Source organism: Streptomyces erythrochromogenes (assembly GCF_036170895.1).
Taxonomy (GTDB): domain Bacteria; phylum Actinomycetota; class Actinomycetes; order Streptomycetales; family Streptomycetaceae; genus Streptomyces; species Streptomyces erythrochromogenes.
In genome coordinates this window covers 7,767,565-7,789,843 of record NZ_CP108036.1, presented here as the reverse complement: position 1 = coordinate 7,789,843, position 22,279 = coordinate 7,767,565, and the positions used below count along the sequence as shown (strand labels likewise).

Below are 22,279 nucleotides of genomic sequence, written 5' to 3'. Positions count from 1 at the left end.
CAGGCAAGATCATCTTCCACAAAGAAGAGTTTGGCAAATTGGCCGTACCATTTCTTTGATTGAAATACGCCTTTAGTCCTATTGGGGTAGTGGACTAGTTTTGATCGGGAATGCTTTGTGTTCACGCCCTTGGGGCACAGCGGCGCAGCCGTTGACGCTAAGACCGTGTCCTATGCAGTGAGGCGTCGTTGTCCTTCGTATGGGGCGGGGTACGTGGAGTTGGTTTGTTCGGGACGGGTTGTGGGGGATCGCGAAGCCGTTGATCCCGCCGTCGAGGGTGCGGCCGCAGGGCGGCGGGACACAGGACACGCCTGATGAGACGCTGTTCGCGGAGATCGCCTATGTCCTGGTGAGCGGGTGCGCCCGGCGGGCTCTGCCGCCCTGTTTCGGGATATCGAAGTCGACGGCTCACCATAGGCACCTGATCTGGTCGAGGGCCGGAGTGCAGGGCCGGCTGCACGAGGAGATCCTGCACCGCCTCGACGACGGTGGCCTCCTGGACCTGTCCCGCACGGTCCTCGACACCGCCCACGTGAGGGCCAGAAAGGTGTCTCTATGGCTTTCGTTAAGACGGTGTCTTGATTGGCGGCCGTTCGTTCCAGGTGGCATGGGGATAGTCGAACGGCTGGTGCCGGATTCGCTGTGGGAGCTGTTTCAAGCAGCGATGCCAGAGCCTCCTGTACGTCCGCAGGGTGGTGGGCGGCGCCGGGCTGATGACCGGGCCGTACTGGCTGCGATCTTGTTCGTGGCTACCTCCGGCTGCGCCTGGCGGCAGCTCCCTCCGGTCTTCGGTGCCTCCTGGCAGACCGTGCATCGTCGCTTCACCGACTGGACGACCGCACGAGTCTGGGCCAAGCTCCACCGCGTGATCCTGGACGAGCTCGGCGCTAACGGCGACCTCGACTGGTCCAGGTGCGCGATCGACTCGGTCAGTGTTCGTGCCCTCAAAGGGGGACTTTGACGGGACCGAATCCGACCGATCGCGGCAAGAAGGGATCGAAAATCCACCTGCTGACCGATCGCAACGGACTGCCCATGTCACTCGGGATCTCCGGTGCGAACACCCACGACAGTCAGGGCCTTGAGCCTCTGGTACGCGGAATACCGCCCATCCGCTCACGCCGCGGACCACGCCGTCGAAGGCCTGGAAAACTGCATGGCGACAAGGGCTACGACTATGACCACCTGCGCAAATGGCTGCGCGCCCGCAACATCACGCCCCGCATCGCCCGCCGAGGCGTTGAGTCCTCCGAGCGCCTCGGCCGGCACCGCTGGGTCGTAGAGCGGACCATGGCGTGGCTGAACGGGTTCCGGCGCTTGCACCGCCGGTACGAACAGCGCGCCGAACATTTCCTCGGCTTCGCCGCAATCGCCTGCGCCCTCATCTGTTTCCGGCGCCTCGCCTCCTGATGTGGGCTCGCAGCAAGTTCAACGCCAAGTGGTGGCCGTACTGACTCGCCTGCTCCAGAGGCGTACGGCCGCCGGGAGCTGCCAGCTCGGGGTCAGCGCCAAAAGCCAGCAGTACCGCTGTGGTGTGAACCGTCAGAGGCTCGCCCGTCTGCCAGGATCCATCGCCCTCGGTATCGATCGCGTGCGTCAGCAACGTCATGTTGCTGAAGACCTCATCGGGATCGGCCCCTTCGCCCAGCAGCCGAGCCAAGGTCTCAGCATCCTCTTGCTCCACTGCCTGATGGGCAGGGGTCCAGTAGTCACTCATCAGGACATTCAACTGCCAGCACACCACGTCTACCAGCGACTATCTACAGCGCCCTTCACCAATCGAGACGCCTTCTAAGCCTTAGAGGATGTCTCACGTGGTGATGGTGTGAGCTGCGGCATCATCGCCTTTTGTGGGTGCCGATCTGTCGCAGCGGCTAGTTCCTGACGGGTTGTGGGAACTGGCCGCTCCTCTGCTGCCGCCGTTCGTCCCTCGTCCGCAGGGCGGTGGGACCGCTCCATGTGATGAGCGGGCTGTGTTGACCGCGGTGGTGTATGTCCTGACCAGCGGATGCGCCTGGCGGTACCTGCCGGAGGCGTTCGGTGTCTCGCCTGCGACCGCGCACCGCCGGTTCACCCTGTGGGCCACGGCGGGGCTGTGGCGGCGGCTGCACCGCGCGGTGTTGGACGAGCTCGGCGCACAAGGCGAGCTCGACTGGTCCTCGGCAATCATCGACGCCGCCTCGGTCCGGGCGACCGTCGATCAGGGCCAGAAGCCCGTGTCGATCGTGGTGACGGCTGGGCAGCGTGGGGACTCGCCGCAGTTCGAACCTGTGCTGGAGAAGGTCCGCGTGCCCCGCATCGGGGTGGGCCGGCCGCGCGTCCGTCCCGATCGGGTGCGTGCTGACAAGGCGTACGCCTCGCGCAAGAACCGCGCTTACCTGCGTCGCCGGGGGATCCGCTGCACCATCCCGGCCTGCTCGACCAGGCGCGTCACCGCAAACAGCGCGACTCTCGCGGCGGCCGGCCGCCGAAGTTCGACCCAGTTGACTACCGTGAGCGCCACGCGGTCGAGCGTGGGATCAACCGCCTCAAGAGGTACCGCGCCGTCGCCACGCGATACGACAAGCTAGCGGTCCGCTATGAGGCGACTGTCCTCATAGCGGCCATCGGCGAATGGCTGTGACCAGCACACAAGCGCGTCCAAAACCAGTCCGCAGGTATGGAGGTGCTCTCACTCCACGGCAGCATTGAGGAGAATCTGCGCCAGCTCGCGCGGCTGGGAGAACATCGGCCAATGGCCGGTGTCCATCTTGACCAGCCGCCAGCGCTTGCTGTTCAGCAGCTCGGCCACATCTTCGTCGGGCTCGGCGTCGTCAGGCTGAGCCCCCGGCATCACGCACAGGATGTATGTCGCGGGAAGCTCACCGAGCGGCCCCGCCAGCACAGCGGGCTCGGTCAGCGTGGCACCTGGGTGAGGCGTCGAGCCACGCACGAGGCGTGCGATCTGCTCATCGGTGAGACCCTCGCCGTCGTAATGAGCGGCTGGCGCGAGCGGCCAAAACCCTCCGTTCTCGGCGATCGATGCCTCCACTGCCGCCCCGCCGTCCGGCCAGGCGGAGACAAATGACTTGCCGTCAGTTGGAACACTTGAGTCGACGAATACCACGCGAGCCAGTCGGCCACCGATCCGCTCCGCAGCCTGACCTACCGGGATGCCCGAGTAACTGTGACCCACCAGGACTACGTCACGCAGACCCTGGCGTTCTACCTCGGCAACGATGTCCTGGACATGAGTCGCTTGCCCCGCCGGTACACCCCGCTTGTCAGCAAGACCGGACAGCGTCAACGGATAGACGCCGTGGCCAGCCGCGCGCAGATACGGCGCCACCTCGTCCCACGCCCACGCCCCGAGCCGTGCACCTGCAACCAGCACGAAATTCACCATGCCCGCACCGTAGCCGGGCAGCCTGACGATCTCCTAGAAAATATCTTCGATACACGCTCTAACGAGCTCGTGCATGGTTGGTGGTGCGGTGCTGGATCTTGATCCCTGATCATGTTCATGTGGTGGGGACAGTGACTCGTGCAGCGATCGGCGGATCACAGGTCTGTCGGCCTATGTGATCGCCGAACTCGTCGCCGAGGTAGGTCCGTTATGGCATGAGCGGCACCAGGCGAGACTGGAGGCCAGGCCACGCAAGCGGGCCGTCGGCGCTGGCGCAAAGCACCAGCTGGTCTTTGTCGACCGGCTCCTGGCCACACTCGTCCACCTTCGCCACGGTGCCACTCACGACGTGCTGGCCTGCTGGTTCGGCGTCTACCGGTCCACAATCATCCGCGCTGTCGGCGAGGTGCGGCCGCTGCTCGCAGCCCGCGGCTGCACCATCGCCACCGGCGTCCGGCTCCGCAGCCTCGCCGAAGTCATCGACCACCTCAGCGCCAGCGGACAGACCGGGATCATCGACGGCACCGAGATCCGGGTCCGCAGGCCCGCCGCCGGCCACAAGGACCGGGAGAAGTACATCTCCGGCAAGAACAAGCAGAACGCCGTCAAGGCCATGGTCCTCACCCATGCCGATGGCAAGCTCCTGTTCTGCAGTCCCGCCCAGCCGGCAAGCTGTGCCGACATCACCCACGCCCGGCAGTTAGACCTGGTCAAGCACCTGATTGGCGGCCCGGCCGTGGAGATCCTTGCCGACGCCGGCTACCAGGGCCTGGGCGCTCAGACCGGCGGCCGCGTCGTGACACCGCCGCACCGCAAGTTCAAGAAGAACCCGCCGGACTGGTACGAGGAGATCCACGAACGCCAACGCAAGGCGCACTCCTCACGCCGGGGTCTGGTGCAGGTTCGGGTGACAGGTTCAGTCACGCGGCTTGGAGGGCCGGTGTGGTCATGACGGTCTCGTATTCGATGGGTGTCAGGCGGCCGAGTGCGGCTTGTCTGCGGCGTCGGTGGTAGGTCCGCTCGATCCACGTCACGATGGCGATTCGTAGTTCCTCGCGGGTGGTCCAGCGTCGGCGGTCGAGGACGTTCTTCTGCAGCAGGCTGAAGAAGGACTCCACGGCCGCGTTGTCGCCGGCTGCCCCGACTCTCCCTATGGATCCGGCCATCCGGTGGCGGTCGAGCGCCCGGACGAATTTCCTTGATCTAAATTGCGATCCGCGATCGGTGTGCAGGATGCATCCGTCGACGTGTTCGCGCCGGGCCACGGCGTTATCGAGGGCGGTCACGGCCAGTCGGGACTTCATCCGCGCGTCGATGGAGTAGCCCACGATCCTGTTGCTGAACACGTCCTCGATCGCGCAGAGATACAGCTTGCCGTCGCCGGTGGCGTGCTCGGTGATGTCGGCGAGCCACAGCCGGTTCGGGCCGGCCGCGGTGAAGTCGCGACGGACGAGATCGTCGTGGACCGGAGGGGCCGGCCTTGCCGCCGCGGCCGCGTTTCTTGCCGAACACGCTCCACCAGCGGTTGTCCCGGCAGATCCGCCACGCGGTCCGGTCCGCCATCGACGCCCCGGCATCGCGGGCTTCGTCGGCCAGGAAGCGGTAGCCGAACTCCGGGTCCTCGCGGTGGGCGTCGAACAGCGCGTTCGCGCGATACGCCTGGGCGAGGACGGCGTCGCCAACCGGCTGGTCGATCCATCGGTAGTACGGCTGCCTGGCGAGCTTCAGTACCCGGCACGTCACCGCGACGGGCGTTCCCTCCGCAGCCAGCTCTTTCACGAGCGGGTAGATCCTTTTCCCGGCAGATGCGCCTGCGACAGATACGCCGCGGCCCGGCGCAGGACCTCGTTCTCCTGCTCCAGCAGCTTGATCCGCCTTCGCGCTTCCCGCAGTTCCGCGTTCTCCTGGCTGGTCGTCCCGGGCTTGGCCCCGTCGTCGATGTCCGCCCGACGCATCCATTTCCACAGCGTCATCGGGTGGACACTGAAGTCGGTGGCGACCTGCTCGACCGTCACACCCGGGCCGCGGTTCCTCGCGACCCGCACGACGTCCTGGCGGAACTCTTCCGGATAAGGCTTGGGCACAGCGACATCCTTCCCACCTGCCCTACAGGGCAGGCCAGTTCAGATGTCACCCGATCGTGCGGCACACCCCCGGATCCGGGTCGAGCACGGCATCGCACACCTCAAGAACTGGCGGGCACTCGCTCGCCACCTCGGCCGACGCGAGCAGATGAGTGACACGATCCAAGCCATCGCCGGACTGCTCTCACACCAGCAGACCGCCACCCGCGGGGCCCGTCAGCCACAGTGACCACCGCGCCGACCTGCACCTTTCGACGTGCCACCACCAACCATGCACGAGCTCGTTAGTGTCGTGACGTCGTGTCCGCCCGTGGCGGATCTGCCAGGGGCAGAGGAACGGCGTCCAAGGGGTTCCCGGGGTCAAGAGTGAAGTCGACGGCATCCCGCCTCGACAAGGAGAAGAGATGACTCCCCTCACCATGCTCGCGCCCCGCGCGGAGGAGGACGACACACCGCCCGGCCACTTCGACGACCACCTCGCGGCAAGGCTGCTCGACCAGCGGATCGTCCTCCTCGGCACCCAGGTCGACGAGGTGTCGGCCAACCGGGTGTGCGCGCAGTTGCTGCTGCTGTCGGCGCAGGACCCACGCTCCGACATCAGCCTGTACGTCAACAGCCCCGGCGGGTCGGTCACCGCGGGTCTCGCCATCTACGACACGATGCGGCTCATCCCGAACGACGTCTCAACGCTGGCGATGGGCTTCGCCGCCAGCATGGGCCAGTTCCTGCTCACCGTGGGGACGCCCGGCAAGCGGTTCGCGCTGCCGAACGCGCGGATCATGATGCACCAGCCCTCGGCGGGCATCGGTGGCACCGCCGCGGACATCGAGATCCAGGCGGAGAACCTCCAGTTCACCAAGAAGGCCGTCGAGCGGATCACCGCCCAGCACACCGGGCAGAGCGAGGAGACGATCGCGCGGGACGGCGACCGGGACCGCTGGTTCACGGCCGAACAGGCCAGGGAATACGGGATGGTGGACCGGGTGGTGGAGTCGCTCGCCGACATCCGCCCGGCCACGCCGCGCCGACGGACGGGGCTGTGACATGGGGTCGTACACGGTTCCCTACGTGATCGAGCGGACCGCGCAGGGCGAGCGGTCCTACGACGTCTTCAGCCGGCTGCTGAACGAGCGGATCATCTTCCTCGGCACCGAGATCGACGACGGGATCGCCAACGTGGTCATCGCGCAGCTCCTGCACCTGGAGTCGGCGAGCCCGGAGCAGGAAATCTCGATCTATCTCAACTCGCCCGGAGGTTCGTTCACTTCGTTGATGGCGATCTACGACACGATGACGTTCGTGCAGGCGCCGATCTCCACCTTCTGCGTCGGTCAGGCGGCGTCGACGGCGGCGGTGCTGCTGGCGGGCGGAGACCCCGGGCGACGGTTCGTGCTCCAGCACGCGCGGGTGCTGCTCGGCCAGCCGGCCAGCGGCGGCCGGCAGGGGACCGTCTCCGACCTCAGCCTCGCGGCCAAAGAGATGGCCCGCATCCGCTCGCAGGTGGAGAAGGTCCTGTCCCTTCACACGCACCACGACGTGGCGACGCTGCGCGGGCACATGGACCGGGAAAAGGTGTTCACCTCCGAGGAGGCCGTGGCCTACGGGCTCGCCGACGAGGTGCTGAGCCGACGGGCCGCGTTCATCTGAGCCCAAACCCGGCCGTGGCCGAGGGCCGGCGAGCGGCCGGTACGACGAGGGCGCGCCCCGTCGTACCGGCCCTCGGCCCGGTCCGGTCCGGTCCGGTCAGGCGGCGAGGCAGAAGCCGTCGTACTGCGACGTGGGCGACGTGGGCGACGTGGGTGACGTGCGGCTCCGGACCACCCGGCTCCGGGCGTGCCGGGCCAGCTCGTCACCGGCGCGCAGGAGCAGGTCGGCGAGGCCGAGCCCGAGGGCCTGGGCGGCGGCCGCGAGCACCTCGGAGGATGCTTCCTTGCGTCCGCGCTCCACCTCCGACAGGTACGGCATCGAGATCCGGGCCGCCTCCGAGACGTCCTTCAGTGTCCGCTCCTGGGCGAGCCGCTCGCGCCGGAGCACGTCGCCGACGAGGTCACGCCACAGGGGCTCCCTCGGCGCGCGTGGCTGTGGACCCCCCACGGGTCTCCGCAGGGCGCCGGCCGCCCCGCCGGAACCGGGCGACGGAGCTTGCGGGCGCACGGAGATGACGCGGGACTCGTTCGGCGTATGAGGGCTCACCCCCCTCACTCTAGGGATCCGGGGCGCGGAGGGAAGGGGGTGGCCTTCTGCCCAGGGTGAAGCCGCGCCGGTGCCCGGGGCGACGCAGTCCGGCCGTAGCTGGGAGCGACTCGGGCGGTGGTTGACCTCATCACGACTTCTCCCTGATGGGCTGAAAAGGTTCCCCGGGCAGCCGCCCCGGCTCAGCCCAGTCGTGGGACTGGTGGGCGGCGATGAGCGCGAGAACTCCGATGACGGGCAGGGCCCAGATTCCCGTGACGGGGAAGTAGATGACGCAGAGCGGGATGCCGATGGCGAGCAGGTACCAGCCGATTTGTGCGGGCAGTCGGCCTGTGGCGCGCGCGGTGTGCGGGAGAGCGTGCGTAGGCCATACCGGACCGCCAGGCCTGAAGCGCGCGCCGTTGCAGACGGGGCCTCTCGGCGGCACACGGGGTCACCAGACGGTGTTCGTCTCCGGGATCCGCACGATCCCGTCCCCCGGCCGTTCCGGCGGCGGCGCCACATCACGACCAGGACGAGCGCCCCGACCACCTCGGCGTGGCTATCCGGAGTCACGTGTCTCCCCCGACGGTCACTTGAGTTTCGGCATGCCGGCAGCCCGGACCTCCACCGGCTCTCGGTCATTCCTCGCTGCCGATGAACTCGTTCATGCTGGCCTTGGGCCGCTTGGTGCCGCAGCGCTGATCGCGCAGGGCTGCCAGCAGCTCATCGGGCTCGGGTCGCAGCCCGCTGCCCAGGTAGCGGATCCCCTCGCCCTCGGGCGCGGTGTCGGTGTCCTTGCCGATGGGGTGCCGGCGGCTGGTCGCGGTCCGCCATCCGAAGCGGGAGTCCCATACCGCGGCTGCGGCCGGCTGGTCGGTGCCGAGCAGCACGGCGGCGGCCACGGCTCCTCCGTCGAGCCTGCGCATCTCCACCTGGGCCTGCTGGGCGATGCCGGCTGCGGCCAGGACGTTGGCGGTGTGCTGCAGGTAGGGCTGGGCACTGCGGGCGCGGAGCTCCCGCTCAGCGAACGTGACGGCGGCGCGGTGGGTGATGGCGGGGTAGCCCAGCTGGAGAGCGGCGTCCTTCAGGTCGAGACCGGGCCGCTGCTCGACGAGGTCGGCGATGCGCCGGCCGCGCAGGGTGGCCAGGCCGGACTGCGCGGTGGGGAACTTGGTGATGCCGAGGGTGTCGGAGACGGTCGCGACGGTGACGGCGGGGTCGGCGTCCAGGAGCTCGGCGATCCGCGGCAGAATCTCGTCGCGGGGGATCATGTCGCCGCTTCCCTCACGGCGGCCGCCGCCGGCGCCGCGGCCGGGCCGGCCGTCCTTGTACGCAAGGACCAGGCGCCGGGGCCAGTGCTCGGTGCCCTTGGGGCCTTCCGGCACGAGGACGACGCCGGCGGCCAGGCCCGGGTCCTTCTTGTAGGTGTTCCAGCTCACGGGGGCGACTCCGAGCAGTTCGGCGGCCTCGTGGCGGTCCAGGAGGTCCTCGTCGTCGTCGACCGGGGGCAGCTCGGGGATGGGCTCGCCGGCGTAGTAGGCCTTGGTCTGCTCCGAGTCCCAAAGCTGATTGCGGGCCTTGTGCGAGCTGATCGGTGCCGGGTGGCCTTCCGCAGCGTACGGCTTCTGGTTTCGGACAGTGACGAGAGCCTTGCCGAGGGCGTCGGCCAGGTCGGACATGGTCTGGACGTGCTGCAGGCGTCCGGCGCGGATCACGTTCTTCTCCTTCATCACGGCGCGGGGCGCTCGTGGCGCCCCGCCGGCGGGGGTTGTTGGTCGGTCGTGGGGTCGGGCAGGCAGTTCGGGTTGCACGGCGCGCGGGCCTCGGCACCGCATCCCGTCGCAGGGCGGGCGGCCGCCTCGATGAGCGGGTGGAGGCGGGCGAAGGCGCTGCTGGCGCTGGTGTGCGGGGTGAGGCGGCCGGCGGCGATGACGTACAGGGCGTGCGGCGGGTTGCTGGTGGTGCGCACCCGGATGCCGACGGTGTCGCCCGGGCCGGCGGCGAGGCGGGGACCGCCAGGATGTCCGCGGCGGGGACACCGGCTGGATCATGCGCCCGCAGGGACACCCTGCCACCCGATCGCCCGCCGATTGCTGGAGTGCGGATCGCCTGCCCGGACATCGCCCGTGCCTGCGACCTCGCCCTGGCTTCCGCTGAACTCCTCCGCCACCGGCGCGGCTTCCTCCGCGGCGACCTCGACGCCGTCAGCGCCGGCCTGACCTTGCACCGGCGCTCAGGCATCGCCGAAGGCCACGTCAACCGCGTGAAAACACTCCAGGGAGCCATGTACGGCCGGGCCTCATCTCCAACTGCTCCGGATACTCATCCTTACCCGCCTGTGATCTTCACGGGCTTCTGGCCGAGCAGCGGCAGGAGAGCTGCTTGGGGCTAGAAGGGCGGTTGCCAGTCATGCCAGTTCGGCGCATAGCCAGGCGGGGGCCAGTGCTCTGCCTGACCGGGGTACATCCACTGACGGCCCACCCACTCGCATTCCGGGATCGCGCCTTCCCAGTCGTCTGTGCAGCGGTCGGCCCAGGCCCGGTCCACCTGACCGGCCGGGTAACCGCGTTTCCGGCGGCCTCTTGTACCCGCACGACCAGACCGAGCCCGTTGGCTCCGGGGTTTCCCCGCGGACCGTACCTCACATCGAGCACCCCACAATCGTGAGCATGCAGGAGGAACCGCTCCAGATCGGCCGGAGCGCAAGCCGTCAACTCTCGTCCCCAGAGCGTCACCTGGGGGCCGCGCACTGCGTCGACCGCGACGCAGAACAGCAGGCCGTCACCGAAGTAGGCATACACGGCCGGCTCCGCAGGCCCAGTACCGAACTCCACACCCAGGACTTCCCGAAACGATGGGCCGGCCTGGAACCGACGCAGCTCGGCCATGCCCAGCAGCACCGCGGCGACCGCACCGATAGGCATACCGAAACACAGCGGCCCGACGCCTTCCAGGGGCATCAGCTCCCAGTCGACCCGCGCCGGCCTCTTCACAGCACCTTGAGACTCTGCTGCCGCCATCTGTTCACCCGCCCCCGCCCACGCACCGGGCCTCCCCGCCCCGCGGCGCTCTACAGACTCGAGATCCGCATCATCGGAACCCGAACCGGTGACCGCCCGCCTGGAGCGCACCCGCACGTCGGCGTCCTGGGCCGCGGCACGGCCCGCATCATCATCATCGGCCGCGGACGCCCGCAGTCCCGCTTCGACGTCGAGGCCGTCTCTTGCCGCGTGCACCGAGGCCGGCGCGGCGGTGGAGGTCAACTGCCGGTGCGGCGTGGACACCGCCACCCTGTCCTGGGCCGCCACGTACAACGACCCCTGGTACGTCGACAAGTTGCTGGGCGACGGCCGCGTGGACGGCATCATCGCAGGCTATGGGGCCTTCACCGGGGTGCGCGAGTACGACGACAGCTGGCAGTGCGCCAACTCCATCGGCCTGATCCGCGACTGGGTGAACCGCCACAGCGGCACCCATCGCATGGCCACTCCGGGTGACCGCCTGTTCAAGTGAGGCATCACGGGAACACAGGGCGCAGGCAGCGCCGCCGCCGGCACTCCCCCGCGATGTCGTGCACTCCCCGCGTGGACGCACGGCATCGCGGGGGCCTGGACCCTCCGCGGGCCTTGCTGTCCCGACCTCATGACGCATGGCCCCCTGGCGGCGTCCGGCCCGCCTCGCGATCCGCCCGGGCGGCGCCCATGCTGGTGGGTAGGGCACCTCCGGCCTGTGAGGGCTGTCCTCCCACAGGGCCGAGCCGGGCGCCCGAGAGGAGGAAGCCATGCGTATCCGCAGAACGCTGGGCCTCATCCTGGCCGCAGCGACCCTTGCCGGCACGGGCGCAGTCGGAGCCGTCAGCGCTCAGGCCGCCTCGTCCCCCACCATCACCAGGGAGGAGTGCACTGCCGCGGGCGGACAGGTCAAGTCCATCCTCTACGGCGGCGACACCTGCACCCTGCCCGACGGAACCAGCCAGAGGATCGGTTGACGGGGCCCACCGGCCTCCGTGTGACGTCCCGTACCCGCCCCGGCGGCCGCAACCAGGCGCCGGGGCTCCGGAGGATCCGGCGCGCGATGCGGGCTCGGAGCAGGACACCGAGCGCCCGGGAGCCGTTACTGACGAGCCGTCTGAGTCGGGCGCACCCCCGTCACTTCCTCGAGCTGCGGCTGACGCCCGAGGCGATCTGGGACACGCGCGGCACGGAGATGCCGAGGATGTCGGCCACCTCGGCCAGGGTCTGAGTGGCCCTCAGCTCGATGACGGCGGCCTGCCGCGCAGCACGGAGTCCGGCCTGCAGATCGGGGACGGCGTCGAGGACGGTCCCCACTGCGCGGGCACGGTCTGCAGGGTCGGGGATGGCCGCGAGATCGGCGATCACGGAGCGGATCGCGTCGACGGCGGGAGAGGCCTCGGGCATGATCACAAGGCTACCTGCGCACGGACCGGAGCACCCCAACCAGCCCCACACGGAGGGGAATCGGCCTCGTGGCGGCCGTAGTCAAGGCGGGGCCGGACGAGGAGCCGGAAGCGGCTCGTCTGCGAAGTACGCTGACCCGCATGACCGATACCAGCACACACGACGAGCAGGTGTACGCCGACCTGCGCGCCCTGACGGACCAGTACATGGAGGCCGTCCGTGCACGCCTCGCCGAGATCGAGTCCCCGCTCACCCGTGAGCGCGGCGCCCGACTGGTCACTGATGACATGCTCACCGGCGCCAAACAGGCCAAGCTCATACGCAGCGCCGCCATGGGCGAGTTGAAGGAGGGGCGCACCCTCAAGCAGGTCGCGGAACTGACCGGGCTCTCCGTGCCGCGGGTCGACCAGTTGCTCAAGGCGAAGTGAGCGGGAAGAGCCGGGACGGCGAGGCCTGCGGGGACACCGCCGCGTAGCCCGCACAAGGTCCCGGGACGCGGCCCCGGGGCCCGTTTCGCCCGCCGGACCTCAGCCGGCCGCGTTGTCGGCTCCGCCGCCCCCGCCGCCCCCGTGGCCGCTGCGGTACGTGGTGTGCAGGGCGACGGCGGCGGTGGCCGCGGCGACGCCCCCCGCGGCCATGAGGCCGTCGCGTGAGCGCCAGGAGAGCACCGACCAGCGGGACTGCGCGGACAGCACGGAGCCCAGACTGAGCCAGGACCCGGCGGAGAGCAGCGAGAGGGAGGAGCCGATGGACGCGGCGGAGAGGGCGGAGCCCACGGAGCCGACGGACAGCACCGAGCCGACCGATCCGATCGACAGGACCGAGTCGACGGACCCGATCGACAGGATCGAATCCTTGGACCAGAGGGAGAGGTGGGACCTGTCGTGAGACCACCACGACGTGGCCGACGCATGCGGTTTGGTCACGGGATTCATTCTGTCACGCGAGCGGTCCTGCGCAGCTGCTCCTCGTCGGACGGCAGCAGGTCCTGCGCCCTGCGTTCCATCAGTACCGGCAGGTAGGTACGTACTCGCGCGTACCTGAGCTCCTCGTACGCGATCTGCACCGAGCTGTGCACCAGGCGGGCGTCGACCTGCGGGTACGCCTTCATCAGCCGCTCGGCTACGGCGCGGATGGTCAGTGCGTCCTCTGAATCCGCCCTCACACGCCTCAGCCTCCCTCGGCTTTCCTCTCCTCTCATTTTCGCGGCGCGGCCGTCAGTCGGGAAGTCGATCTTTCACCGCCGCGAGCCGGTGGCGGCCGTAATCACCGAGCGGTTTCTGCCGTATGCGGGCGGTCGCGGGCGGCCCCGGTGCGGCCGAGGGAGCGGTGGGTCCAGTGGCACTGGGCGTCGATCGTCACCCGCAAGGCCTTCCCTGCTTCGGCGGGGGGCGTACTCCACCCGTGGCGGCACCACTGCCGCCGATCCCGCCCGGTCGCCCGATCCCGACCCGACCTCGCTGCCCCGCTCAGTCCTCCAGACGGTGGAGCCACGTGGCGAGCAGCGTTTCGAGCGCCGCGGCCTCCTCGGGGGTCACGAGGTCGAGCAGCCGGCGTTCGTTTCTCATGTGGTCGGTGAAGGCCCGGTCGACGAGGTCGCGTCCGGCCGGGGTGAGGGCGACGATCCGGCCGCGCTGATCGTCGCCGGAGCGGCGGCGGGTGACGAGCCCCGAGCGTTCCAGGCGGTCGATCCGCTTCGTCATCGCACCGGTGGTGACCATGGTGTGCGCGGCGAGCTCGCCCGGCGCGCGTTCGAAGGGCTCGCCCGCGCGGCGCAGCGCGCACAGGACGTCGAACTCCCCTTCCCCGAGTCCGTAGCGGTCGTAGACGAGGCGGAGTTCCGCGCCGAGCCGGTCGGCGAGGCGGTGCAGTCGGCCGATCACGCCCTGCGGGCCGACATCGAGGTCAGGACGTTCGCGTCGCCAGTCGGCCTGGATGCGGGCCACCCGGTCCGAGGCGAGTTCCTGCCCCTGTCCTTGCTCCCGCACATGCTCCTCGGACGCCACACTTGCTTCCATGGAAGCTATATTACCTTCCATGGAAGGTAATAAGCGCTGGGTGGCACTGACCGCGGTGGCGCCGGTGGCCTGGGGAGCCAACTACTTCGTCACCCACGCATTCCTGCCGGCGGACCACCCGCTGTACGGGGCTGCCCTGCGGGCGCTGCCGGCCGGCCTGGTGCTGCTGGCGTTGTGCCGCCGTCGGCCGCGCGGCGCGTGGTGGGGACGGTCCGCCGTGCTCGGGCTGCTCAACGTGAGCGTCTTCTTCGTCCTCGTCTTCGCCGCCTCACAGCTGCTGCCCACAAGCGTGGCCTCGACCGTCATGGCGGTCTCCCCCCTGGCCATGATGCTGGCCGCCTGGCTCCTGATGGCCGAGCGGCCCGGCTCCGCCCATCTGGCGGGCGCCGCGATCGGGCTGGGCGGGGTGTGCCTCATGCTGCTCGGTGGCGAGGACGGGATCAGCGTGCCGGGCGTACTGGTGTCGGCCGCGGCAGTGCTGGTGTCGTCCTTCGGCCACATCCTGGCCAAGCGGTGGAACACCGGGACCGGCACCGGGACCGGGACCGGCACCGGGACCGGCACCGGGATGACCGGGACCGCGGAGGCCGCCGGTGCCGGTGTCCTCGCCTCGACCGCCTGGCAGCTCACCGCCGGGGGCCTGCTCCTGCTGCCGGTCGCCGTCGCCGTGGAGGGAGCCCCGCCACCGGTGTCCCCGTCCGTGCTCCTGGCCTTCTGCTACGTCGCCCTGGTCGCCACCGCCCTGGCCTTCTCGGTCTGGTTCGCGGGCCTTCGCCGGCTGCCCGCCGGGACGGTGGGTCTGATCGGGCTGCTCAACCCGGTCACGGGCGTCCTGCTCGGGACGGCGGTCGCCGGCGAGGTGCTGACGGGCCGGCAACTGGGCGGACTGGCCCTCGTACTGGCCGGGGTCGCCCTGGGCCGGCCCACGGCCGGGACCCGCCCGGACCGGCGGCTTCCCGCCGGGACCCCCGCCGCTCCCGGTCCTCACCCCGGGCTGCGAAGCGGTCCGGGGCCGAGCCGGTCCACGTAGCGGTGGTGCGGACGGCGGCGCCGCCTCAGGTACGCCGGAGGACGGGCTCCGGTACGCCTGCCCTGCGGGCGTGCAGCACGTGGGCGTCCAGCGGCAGGGGGCTGTGGCCGACGAGCTCGAGGCCGGCGTCGGCCAGCAGGCGTGCGTAGTGGTCGGCGCCGCGTTCGCGGCCTCCGACGTTGCACAGCATGTGCAGGTCCCAGGCGGTGGCCAGCGAGGGGGAACCGTCGCCGGGCAGGAGGCGTTCCACGACCAGCAGGTCCGCGTGCGCGGGCATCGCACGGGCGCAGTGGCGCAGGATCTCACGGCAGCGGTCGTCGTCCCAGTCGTGCAGGACGCGTGAGAGGACGTAGACGTCGCCGCCCGGCGGCACGTCGGCGAAGTCCCCTGAGCGGTACGCGCAGCGCGGCCCGCAGCCCGCGGCGTCGAGCCGGCGCCGGGCGGCCTCGACGGCGTGCGGGCGTTCGAGCAGGACGCCGCGCAGGTGCGGGTGTGCGGTGAGGATCAGCCCGAGGAGCTCTCCGTTCCCGCCGGCGACGTCGACGACCGTCGCGGGCGCGGCCGCCGGCGCCTGAGCGGCGGCCGTGATGACCGGGTGGGTGGGGAGCGGCCGGAACATGCGTGAACTCGCGGCCATGGACTGGTCGAAGAGCGAGGCGAGTTGGGGGTCGCGGGCGAAGTGGTCGAAGTGGTTCTCGCCGAAGATCTGGTCGAAGGCCGGCTGTCCGGTCCGCACGGCGTGGTCGAGGCCGCCGAAGGAGCGGTAGAACGGGCCGCCGTACATCAGGGCCAGCGGCCGCATCGACCCGGGCGTGTCCGCGCGCAGCAGAGCGCCGAGCTCTGTCAGGCGGAATCCTTCCTGCTCCTCGGCGACGGCTCCGAACATGGCCAGGTAGCGCAGGAGCGTGGCGAGGCTCCGGGGGTGGGTACCGGTCGCCCGGGCGAGGTCCTCGGTGCGCTGCGCGGTGCGGGTGTCCATGGCGTCGGGCAGGTCCAGCCGGGCGAAGGCGGCGAGTGCCTGTGTCGTCCACGCCCCGGTGAGGAGGTGGAGGAGCGTTTCGGCGGGCTGTCGCGCGCCGGGTCGGGCGTCAGGGCGGGGGCTGTCGAACCGGTCGGGGTGGTCAAGGTGGGCGGCCAGGGTGTCGCGGTGGTCGCCGCGTGCGTAGAGTTCCAGCCGCCCGTAGTCGCAGGCCGCGTCGGCGGGAAGGGTGAAGTAGAGGACCGTGCCGTCCTCGTGCGGGTTGTAGCCGCCGCCGTCGGGCCGCGCGCCGTGGCGGACGAGGATCGCGCACAGGCCGCGCAGCGCCAGTGGCTCCGGGCGCTCGACCTCGAAGGCGAGGTGCGCCTCGTGCCGGCGGGTGCGTTCGTAGGCGGCGATCGGTTCCAGGCCGGAGTGCGGGGGGACGGCCAGGGCGAACACCTCGACCGCACGCCGCTGCCCGGCAGAGCCGTACACCCGGGGGCGCAGGATCCGGACGTCGAGCTCTGCCGGGTCGCGCCCGTGGCGCCGGGCGAGGCGGTCCCGGACCACCACGCTGGGGTGCGAGGGAGTGTCGACGTCCAGTCCGCAGGCGGCGAATTGGGCCCGGAGGCTGTCCGTGTCCGGCGGGAAGAGCAGCAACCCCGCGTGGGCGAACCGGCAGTGCCCGGCCAGCGCCTGCAGGTCCGGGCCGTCGAGGCCCGGCAGGAGGAGAGGGAGCAGGGCGACGCTGTCGTGCTCGCGGACGAACTGGGCCGCCGCGCGCAGGCCGGCGATGTCGTCCAGGAGCAACGTTTTGTCGGGGAGGGTCGTCGTCATCGTGGGGGTGTCCTCGGGCCGGTACGGGGCTGGGCGGGGCAGGGCAGGGCGGGGTGCAGTCGGTGGCGGGAGTGCGCGAGGCTGCGAGGGGCGGTGCGCTGGTGTGCCGGTGCGCCGGTGCGTCACACGCCGACGTAGTTCTCGGCGAACCAGTCCTGGTAAATGCGTGAGGTGCGCAGCGAGTTGAGCCGTGAGCGCTGCAGGCCGGCGTGGAAGAACGATCCGGCACCGGCACCTCGGCCCTGTTCGGGTACCGCGTGCAGGAGGCGGGTCATCCACCCGGTGAACTCCTGGGCCCGCCAGATGTGCGCCAGGCACCGGTCCGAGTACGCGTCGAGTCCGGCGGTGTCCCCTTGGGTGAGGGCATCGGCAAGGGCTTCCGCCAGGATCTCGGCCTCCAGCACGGCGAGGTTGGCGCCCTTCGCGGCGGCCGGGGCGAGCAGGCTCGCCGCGTCGCCCGCCAGGAAGAGCGAGCCGTGGCGCAGCGGCGCGACGACGTCGCAGGTCAGGTCGAAGACCCCGCGTTCCAGGAGCCTGCCCCGTCGCAGCGGGCCGTGGTCCGCGGCGCGCATGCGGAGGTCGAGCTCGTCCCAGATGCGCTGCTCGGGCCAGGCGTCGGCGGGGGTGCCGCGCTGCCATTGGAGGTAGTAGCGGGTGACTTCCGCGGTGCGGGCCATGTGTCCGGCGAAGCCGCGGCCGTGGACGGCGTATCCGACGGCGTCGAGGCTCGGCGGGGTTTCGGCGAGCAGGCCGAGCCAGGTCACGCCGTGGTCGTGATGGTGGTGGCGGACGGCACCCGGCGGCAGTGAGCGGCGGGCCGCTCCGTGCCGGCCGTCACAGCCGGCGACGTACCGGGCGGTCCAGCGGGTGGGACGGCCGTCGGGCTCGCGGGTCGTGACGGACGGCCGGGGGCTGTCGGCGTCGCGTACGGCGAGCGCCTCGGTGTGGAAGCGGATGCGTCCGCCGATGTCGAGGTAGTGGGTCAGGAGGTCCGTGACCAGGTTCTGCTGCGGGTAGACGTGGTGCTGCCCGCCCTGGGCGAGGGCTCCGTAGTCGAGGCGGAAGCGGCCGTCCTCCGTGCGGAACTCGCACGTGCCGTGGCGGCGGCCGCCCAGGTGCAGGCCGTCGGCGAGGCCGTGGCGGTCCAGGATCCGCACGGTGTTCGGGGCGAGGAACCCGGCGCGGGCCCGGGTCTGCACATGGGTGCGGGAGGCGCGTTCCAGGATGACGCAGTCGATCCCCGCGGCCCGCAAGAGCAGTCCCAGGACGAGCCCGGCGGGACCTGCGCCGAGGACGACCACGTCGGCCGATTCACATAACGCGTAAGAGTTGTGACTTTCCGTCATAGCGGGTGAAGCATAAGCACACGAAGATCGACGGACCTACCCGAGCCATCCGAAGGCGGGAATAGAGTGACAATCGGCATGGATCGCCCGGCCCTGTGACGCCGGGGCCCGGGACCGGTTCCGCGGCCTTCCGGTGGTGCGCGCCGGGCGTACGGGAGCACGCGCACCCTCCAGCACGCCCCGACGCAGGCCCGGCCGTTCGGCGTACGACCCGGCCCGACCCGGCACGGCCGGACCCGACCCGACCCGGCACGGCCCGACCCGGCGAATGATCGGCGAGACGTCTCCTAGGCCTGCGGCTGCAGGAGGCTGCGGGGGTCGGCCGGGCGGGGTACGTAGACCGGGGAATCCGACTGGTAGAAGAGGTCGATGTCGGCCTCCTCTCCCCCGACGATCAGGGTGTCCCAGGCGCCGCTCTCCCGCAGGGTGCGGAGGGTGGCCGGGGCGATCGAAGCGAGGTGGACGCGGAGTTCCCCGTCCGTGGGCAGGCCGGGGAGCCGGGATGCCAGCCGATCGCGGATGTCGGCCATCCGGTCCAGCAGCACGTCCAGGTCGCTCCCGCCCGCGACATCGGCGCCGGAGCGGGCACCCGCGCCATCCCCACCGCCGGCTTCCGCGCTGCGCGCGATGATGTCCCTGATGGCTCGGGTGATGCCCTGTTCGTCGGTGGTGACCATGGCGTTCCAGGCCCGGCTCTTGTGCCGGTACTGGAGCATGGACATGGCGGCCTCGTGCCGGATGAAGTCGGCATCCCGCAGGGGTCTGCCCTGCCAGGACCGGCTGAGCGACCGCGCCAGCGAAGTGGCGGAGGCGAGGCCGCTGTTGAGGCCGCGGCCGGGCCAGAAGTGGATGGCGTTGGCCGCGTCGCCCAGCAGGAAGCCGTACGTGCCGGGGGTGGTCGCGGTGGGCCGGTGCAGCTGCGCGGTGAACCTCGGGCGCTGCACCATGTCGAGCCGGAACGAGGTGATCGCCGACAGGTCCTCCTCGGCCACGCCGAAGAGGCTGAGGCCCTGCCGGATCTCCTTCCAGAGCGGGGAGCTGCGCAGCAGGGCGGGGAGGAAGAGCGTGCCGTGGGTGGGGCAGCGGAACTCGTTGTCCTCCTCCTGGCGGCTCATCAGGCAGGGGCGGGAGGCGATGCACTCCTCGAAGACGTGACGGACAGGGTCGATGCCGATGACGTTCTTGGCCTCCTCCCGGGTGAGCCGCATGTTCAGGAAGCCCTCGCCGCGCAGCGAGTTGAGCAGGAAGCGGTTCTGCGACACGGTGAGCAGCACGCTCATGGGGTCCGGCAGTTTCGACTTGACCCGCAGTCCCAGCACGATGTCCTGAAGGTGCTCGCCGTCGAGGGAGTAGATCGAGGCGTCGGCCGCGCCGAAGCGGTCGGCGTAGTGCTCGCGGGTGCGGGAGCGGCCGCCTTCGGCGACGACCAGGACGTGTTCCTGGGTGATCCTGTTCTGCTGCTCCGTCACGTCGAAACGCTTGGCGACGAGCCGGATCGCCGACCTCCGGTTCGCCAGGTCCAGGAGCCGGTCCTCGATGTGGGCGATCCTGATGTTGCGGGGCGGGTGGCCGTCGACCGAGTCCGGTCCGACGGGCCACATCTCGCTGTAGGCGCCCGTGTCGTCGAACAGTGCGCCGCGGACCTCCTCGGAGAGGGCGAGGTACTGCCGGCTCTGGACGGTGACGACCTGCTGGCGGCGGAAGTTGCCCTGGGTCTCGTCCTTCCAGACGACCGTGGAGCCCTTCCTGGTCCAGCGCCCGTCGTAGAGCGTGATGGCGGTCCGGCCGGGAAGCATCTCGTCGAGCGCCAGCGCGAAGGCGAGGCCCACCGGGCCGCCGCCGGTGATGGTGACGCGCAGGGTGCCGGGGTCGGCGGTGCCGGTCCGGGGGACGTCCATGAGGGAGAGGTCCATGACCGTCTCCATGGAGTCCTGCGCCTCGTAGAGGAACGTTTCGTCACCGATCCGTAGGCGATCGTTCGGGCGCAGCACGTGCCGGGTGATGCGCTGGTCGTTGACGAACGTGCCGTTCCGGCTGTCCCGGTCGTAGAGCACGAAGCCGGCGTCCTCCGTGAGGATCTCGGCGTGCAGCCGGGAGGCACTGGGGCTGACGATCACCACGCTGTTGTCGCTCTTGCGCCCGAAGCTGAGGGGCTCGCCGCCCAGGACCACGCTCTGCCCGGTGAACGGACCCGTGCGCCCAACGATGACCGATGCCACTCCACACCCCTTGTGAACGTTGCCGCTGATTCCTCGTACGCCGTCAACACGCCCCCGAGAACGTGTTCGGTTCAACCAATTTCGAGAATTTTTTGAGCACCGCTGAACCGGGATCCGGGTCCGTACGTGATGTTCGCGTCGGCCGGCGATACGAGGGAGAACCGCCCCCATGCACAACGAAGAATCCGAGACCCTGACGGAGACCGCACTCGCGGCCACCACGGCGGTGACCGGCACGGGTACCGCCACCACCACCGCGGTGACGACAGCGGGTACGGCGGCGGGCGGGGACGTACTGATCGCGAACCGCTACCGATTGCTGTCCCGGCTCGGCGAAGGCGGCATGGGCACCGTGTGGCGGGCCCGCGACGAGACCCTGCACCGGGAGGTCGCCGTCAAGGAGGTACGGGCCCCGGCCGGTCTGCGGGCCGGTGACATCGCGCGGATGTACAGCCGGCTGGAGCGGGAGGCGTGGGCGGCGGCCCGAATACCCGACCGCAACGTGGTCACGGTTCACGACGTGGTCATGGAGGACGAGCGGCCCTGGATCGTAATGGAACTGATCCGCGGTCAGTCGCTGGCCGATCTGCTGCGCTCCGAGGGACCGCTCACCCCGCGGCACGCCGCGCACATCGGCGCGGAGGTGCTGAGCGCGCTGCGCGCCGCGCACGCCGTCGGGGTGGAGCATCGGGACGTGAAGCCCGCGAACGTCCTGCTCGCCGAGGACGGGCGGGTGGTGCTCAGCGACTTCGGCATCGCGACGGTCGAAGGCAGCACCGCCCTGACCATGACCGGCGAGGTGGTCGGCTCACCCGAGTACCTGCCGCCGGAGCGGGCGCTGGGCCGCCCCTCGGGCCCCGAGTCGGACCTGTGGTCCCTCGGCGTGATGCTGTACGCGGCAGTGGAGGGGATCTCCCCGTTCCGGCAGGACACCGCCCTGAGCACCCTGCGGGCCGTGGTGGACGACGAACCGCCGGCGCCGACCCGGGCCGGCCCGCTCGCCCCGGTGATCGCCGGGCTGCTCCGCAAGGAGCCGGGGGAGCGGACTCCCGCCGCCGAGGTCGCCGCATCCCTGCGGGACATCGCGCACGAGCCGGATGCCACCACTACCGCCTCCCGCGTCCTCCCGGCCACCGCGCGGACGGCCACCGCGGCGACCGTGGAGACGACTACCGAGACGACTGCCGAGACGACCGCTGAAACGACCGCGGGGACGCCGACGGGGACCGTCACGGCCGCGACCCACGTGCCCGAAGAGACCGCCACCACCTCGACGGAGCCCTCGCCCGAGCCGCCCGCCGAGTCCCCGGCGGCTTCCGGCACGCGCGGGCGCCGGGCGGCTGCGCTCGTCGCCGCCGGCGCGGCCGCCTGCCTGCTGGCCGCCGCCGGACTCGCCTACGCGCTCAGCGGCGACGGCGACGACGGCGGTGACACCGCGACCGGTTCGGGCGTACGGGTGTCGGTGACGGGCACGAACACGACCTACAGCGGCGGCTGCCCGACCCCCGAGGGCCGGGCTCCCGCGTTCACCGCCACGTTCACCGCGCCCGAGCCGACGCTGATCTCCTACCGCTGGGTGTCCGGCGACGGCTCGGTGGTGGATCCCCAGTGGCGCACCATGTCGATCGGCGACAAGGCCAACCCCACCGGACGCGACACCATACGCCTGACGACCTACGCCAAGACGGGCAACCTGACCACGGGGATGGCCGTGGAACTCCAGAGCCCCACGCGCACCCTCTCCAACCCCGTCCCCTTCTCCATCACCTGCACCGGCTGACCCCTGCCCCCGCCCCGCCCTGGCCT

At 70.5% G+C, this 22,279-nt stretch carries 23 protein-coding genes and 3 pseudogenes; 12 read left to right on the top strand and 14 right to left on the bottom strand.

Translation table 11 applies throughout. The annotated features are described in order from the left end of the window. Positions 1-199 precede the first annotated feature (199 nt). Both OHA91_RS35710 and OHA91_RS35705 read left to right on the top strand, forming a co-directional pair. Positions 200-547: pseudogene (locus OHA91_RS35710) on the top strand (transposase); the annotation flags it as partial. Positions 548-607: 60 nt separating this feature from the next. After that, positions 608-1,410, top strand: a protein-coding gene (locus tag OHA91_RS35705; protein WP_408059250.1) for an IS5 family transposase whose coding sequence is annotated in 2 segments (ribosomal slippage) — positions 608-947 and positions 947-1,410 — 804 coding nt in all. Because the reading frame shifts where the segments join, the coding sequence is not laid out codon by codon here. On the opposite strand, the gene OHA91_RS35700 is transcribed toward OHA91_RS35705, so the two are convergent. After that, positions 1,382-1,717, bottom strand: coding sequence for an ankyrin repeat domain-containing protein (locus OHA91_RS35700; protein WP_030960656.1), 336 nt, complete (start codon positions 1,715-1,717; stop codon positions 1,382-1,384). The two genes, OHA91_RS35705 and OHA91_RS35700, sit on opposite strands and share 29 nt — an antisense overlap. Before the next feature lie 133 nt (positions 1,718-1,850). Here OHA91_RS35700 and OHA91_RS40065 point away from each other — a divergent pair. Further along, positions 1,851-2,099, top strand: a pseudogene (locus OHA91_RS40065) (transposase); the annotation flags it as partial. Positions 2,100-2,195: 96 nt separating this feature from the next. Then, positions 2,196-2,623: pseudogene (locus tag OHA91_RS40060) on the top strand (transposase); the annotation flags it as partial. A 48-nt stretch (positions 2,624-2,671) separates the two neighbouring features. Here OHA91_RS40060 and OHA91_RS35685 read toward each other — a convergent pair. Further along, the gene (locus OHA91_RS35685; protein WP_328740747.1) at positions 2,672-3,385 is read right to left on the bottom strand and encodes an alpha/beta fold hydrolase; all 714 of its coding nucleotides are present in this window, start codon (positions 3,383-3,385) and stop codon (positions 2,672-2,674) included. Between the two features lie 175 nt (positions 3,386-3,560). Between OHA91_RS35685 and OHA91_RS35680 the strand changes: the two genes are divergently transcribed. Beyond that, positions 3,561-4,337, top strand: a complete 777-nt coding sequence (locus OHA91_RS35680; protein ID WP_276328756.1) for a transposase — start codon at positions 3,561-3,563, stop codon at positions 4,335-4,337. On the opposite strand, the gene OHA91_RS35675 is transcribed toward OHA91_RS35680, so the two are convergent. Both OHA91_RS35675 and OHA91_RS35670 read right to left on the bottom strand, forming a co-directional pair. Continuing rightward, positions 4,306-4,962, bottom strand: a complete 657-nt coding sequence (locus OHA91_RS35675; RefSeq protein ID WP_328740746.1) for an IS3 family transposase — start codon at positions 4,960-4,962, stop codon at positions 4,306-4,308. The two genes, OHA91_RS35680 and OHA91_RS35675, sit on opposite strands and share 32 nt — an antisense overlap. Positions 4,963-5,160: 198 nt before the next feature. Beyond that, positions 5,161-5,469 (bottom strand): transposase, encoded by a 309-nt coding sequence (locus tag OHA91_RS35670; protein WP_328740745.1) that lies wholly within the window; start codon positions 5,467-5,469, stop codon positions 5,161-5,163. Between the two features lie 404 nt (positions 5,470-5,873). Here OHA91_RS35670 and OHA91_RS35665 point away from each other — a divergent pair, with 404 nt between their 5' ends. Further along, positions 5,874-6,512, top strand: a complete 639-nt coding sequence (locus OHA91_RS35665) for a ClpP family protease (protein ID WP_328740744.1) — start codon at positions 5,874-5,876, stop codon at positions 6,510-6,512. A 1-nt stretch (position 6,513) separates the two neighbouring features. After that, positions 6,514-7,116: a ClpP family protease gene (locus OHA91_RS35660; RefSeq protein WP_031157650.1), complete on the top strand. Its 603-nt coding sequence runs from the start codon at positions 6,514-6,516 to the stop codon at positions 7,114-7,116. 96 nt (positions 7,117-7,212) lie between these two features. On the opposite strand, the gene OHA91_RS35655 is transcribed toward OHA91_RS35660, so the two are convergent. From OHA91_RS35655 to OHA91_RS35645, 3 genes are all read right to left on the bottom strand, one after another. Continuing rightward, a complete protein-coding gene (locus tag OHA91_RS35655; protein WP_031157649.1) occupies positions 7,213-7,662 on the bottom strand; it encodes a helix-turn-helix domain-containing protein in 450 nt (149 codons plus the stop codon). Positions 7,663-8,282: 620 nt separating this feature from the next. Beyond that, complete coding sequence (locus tag OHA91_RS35650; RefSeq protein ID WP_031157647.1) at positions 8,283-9,359, bottom strand: DUF6292 family protein; 1,077 nt, start codon at positions 9,357-9,359, stop codon at positions 8,283-8,285. Positions 9,360-9,373: 14 nt separating this feature from the next. Next, complete coding sequence (locus tag OHA91_RS35645) at positions 9,374-9,613, bottom strand: hypothetical protein (RefSeq protein WP_031157646.1); 240 nt, start codon at positions 9,611-9,613, stop codon at positions 9,374-9,376. Positions 9,614-10,920: 1,307 nt separating this feature from the next. Between OHA91_RS35645 and OHA91_RS35640 the strand changes: the two genes are divergently transcribed. Both OHA91_RS35640 and OHA91_RS35635 read left to right on the top strand, forming a co-directional pair. Further along, complete coding sequence (locus tag OHA91_RS35640; RefSeq protein WP_328740743.1) at positions 10,921-11,157, top strand: hypothetical protein; 237 nt, start codon at positions 10,921-10,923, stop codon at positions 11,155-11,157. Between the two features lie 268 nt (positions 11,158-11,425). Next, on the top strand, positions 11,426-11,632 hold the full coding sequence (locus tag OHA91_RS35635; protein ID WP_328740742.1) for a hypothetical protein: 207 nt from the start codon (positions 11,426-11,428) through the stop codon (positions 11,630-11,632). Between the two features lie 160 nt (positions 11,633-11,792). Here OHA91_RS35635 and OHA91_RS35630 read toward each other — a convergent pair whose 3' ends face one another. Further along, positions 11,793-12,062 (bottom strand): sigma factor-like helix-turn-helix DNA-binding protein, encoded by a 270-nt coding sequence (locus OHA91_RS35630; protein WP_266505251.1) that lies wholly within the window; start codon positions 12,060-12,062, stop codon positions 11,793-11,795. A gap of 140 nt (positions 12,063-12,202) precedes the next feature. On the opposite strand from OHA91_RS35630, the gene OHA91_RS35625 reads away from it, so the two are divergent. Next, a complete protein-coding gene (locus tag OHA91_RS35625; RefSeq protein ID WP_031157642.1) occupies positions 12,203-12,490 on the top strand; it encodes a hypothetical protein in 288 nt (95 codons plus the stop codon). A 99-nt stretch (positions 12,491-12,589) separates the two neighbouring features. Here the strand turns inward: OHA91_RS35625 and OHA91_RS35620 are convergent, their stop codons facing one another. From OHA91_RS35620 to OHA91_RS35610, 3 genes are all read right to left on the bottom strand, one after another. Beyond that, positions 12,590-12,988 carry a hypothetical protein gene (locus OHA91_RS35620; RefSeq protein ID WP_328740740.1) on the bottom strand — a complete coding sequence of 133 codons (399 nt, stop codon included), beginning with the start codon at positions 12,986-12,988 and terminating at the stop codon, positions 12,590-12,592. 5 nt (positions 12,989-12,993) lie between these two features. After that, positions 12,994-13,227 carry a three-helix bundle dimerization domain-containing protein gene (locus OHA91_RS35615; RefSeq protein WP_031157640.1) on the bottom strand — a complete coding sequence of 78 codons (234 nt, stop codon included), beginning with the start codon at positions 13,225-13,227 and terminating at the stop codon, positions 12,994-12,996. 304 nt (positions 13,228-13,531) lie between these two features. Continuing rightward, entirely contained in the window at positions 13,532-14,008 is a 477-nt protein-coding gene (locus tag OHA91_RS35610) for a MarR family winged helix-turn-helix transcriptional regulator (protein WP_031157639.1), read from the bottom strand. A gap of 91 nt (positions 14,009-14,099) precedes the next feature. Between OHA91_RS35610 and OHA91_RS35605 the strand changes: the two genes are divergently transcribed. Beyond that, positions 14,100-15,110, top strand: a complete 1,011-nt coding sequence (locus OHA91_RS35605; RefSeq protein WP_328740738.1) for an EamA family transporter — start codon at positions 14,100-14,102, stop codon at positions 15,108-15,110. Positions 15,111-15,135: 25 nt separating this feature from the next. Here OHA91_RS35605 and OHA91_RS35600 read toward each other — a convergent pair whose 3' ends face one another. From OHA91_RS35600 to OHA91_RS35590, 3 genes are all read right to left on the bottom strand, one after another. Then, positions 15,136-16,908 (bottom strand): methyltransferase, encoded by a 1,773-nt coding sequence (locus OHA91_RS35600; RefSeq protein ID WP_328740737.1) that lies wholly within the window; start codon positions 16,906-16,908, stop codon positions 15,136-15,138. Positions 16,909-17,030: 122 nt separating this feature from the next. After that, on the bottom strand, positions 17,031-18,254 hold the full coding sequence (locus OHA91_RS35595) for a 4-hydroxybenzoate 3-monooxygenase (protein ID WP_328740736.1): 1,224 nt from the start codon (positions 18,252-18,254) through the stop codon (positions 17,031-17,033). 287 nt (positions 18,255-18,541) lie between these two features. Continuing rightward, positions 18,542-20,473: an FHA domain-containing protein gene (locus tag OHA91_RS35590; protein WP_328740735.1), complete on the bottom strand. Its 1,932-nt coding sequence runs from the start codon at positions 20,471-20,473 to the stop codon at positions 18,542-18,544. Between the two features lie 169 nt (positions 20,474-20,642). On the opposite strand from OHA91_RS35590, the gene OHA91_RS35585 reads away from it, so the two are divergent. Beyond that, positions 20,643-22,253: a serine/threonine-protein kinase gene (locus OHA91_RS35585; RefSeq protein WP_328740734.1), complete on the top strand. Its 1,611-nt coding sequence runs from the start codon at positions 20,643-20,645 to the stop codon at positions 22,251-22,253. Positions 22,254-22,279: the final 26 nt, after the last annotated feature.

Coding starts and splice junctions, on each gene's coding strand:
- OHA91_RS35700 (WP_030960656.1), bottom strand. CDS start 1,717: ATGAGTGACTACTGGACCCCTGCCCATCAGGCAGTGGAGCAAGAGGAT.
- OHA91_RS35685 (WP_328740747.1), bottom strand. CDS start 3,385: ATGGTGAATTTCGTGCTGGTTGCAGGTGCACGGCTCGGGGCGTGGGCG.
- OHA91_RS35675 (WP_328740746.1), bottom strand. CDS start 4,962: ATGCCGGGGCGTCGATGGCGGACCGGACCGCGTGGCGGATCTGCCGGG.
- OHA91_RS35665 (WP_328740744.1), top strand. CDS start 5,874: ATGACTCCCCTCACCATGCTCGCGCCCCGCGCGGAGGAGGACGACACA.
- OHA91_RS35660 (WP_031157650.1), top strand. CDS start 6,514: ATGGGGTCGTACACGGTTCCCTACGTGATCGAGCGGACCGCGCAGGGC.
- OHA91_RS35635 (WP_328740742.1), top strand. CDS start 11,426: ATGCGTATCCGCAGAACGCTGGGCCTCATCCTGGCCGCAGCGACCCTT.
- OHA91_RS35630 (WP_266505251.1), bottom strand. CDS start 12,062: ATGCCCGAGGCCTCTCCCGCCGTCGACGCGATCCGCTCCGTGATCGCC.
- OHA91_RS35625 (WP_031157642.1), top strand. CDS start 12,203: ATGACCGATACCAGCACACACGACGAGCAGGTGTACGCCGACCTGCGC.
- OHA91_RS35605 (WP_328740738.1), top strand. CDS start 14,100: ATGGAAGGTAATAAGCGCTGGGTGGCACTGACCGCGGTGGCGCCGGTG.
- OHA91_RS35600 (WP_328740737.1), bottom strand. CDS start 16,908: ATGACGACGACCCTCCCCGACAAAACGTTGCTCCTGGACGACATCGCC.
- OHA91_RS35595 (WP_328740736.1), bottom strand. CDS start 18,254: ATGACGGAAAGTCACAACTCTTACGCGTTATGTGAATCGGCCGACGTG.
- OHA91_RS35585 (WP_328740734.1), top strand. CDS start 20,643: ATGCACAACGAAGAATCCGAGACCCTGACGGAGACCGCACTCGCGGCC.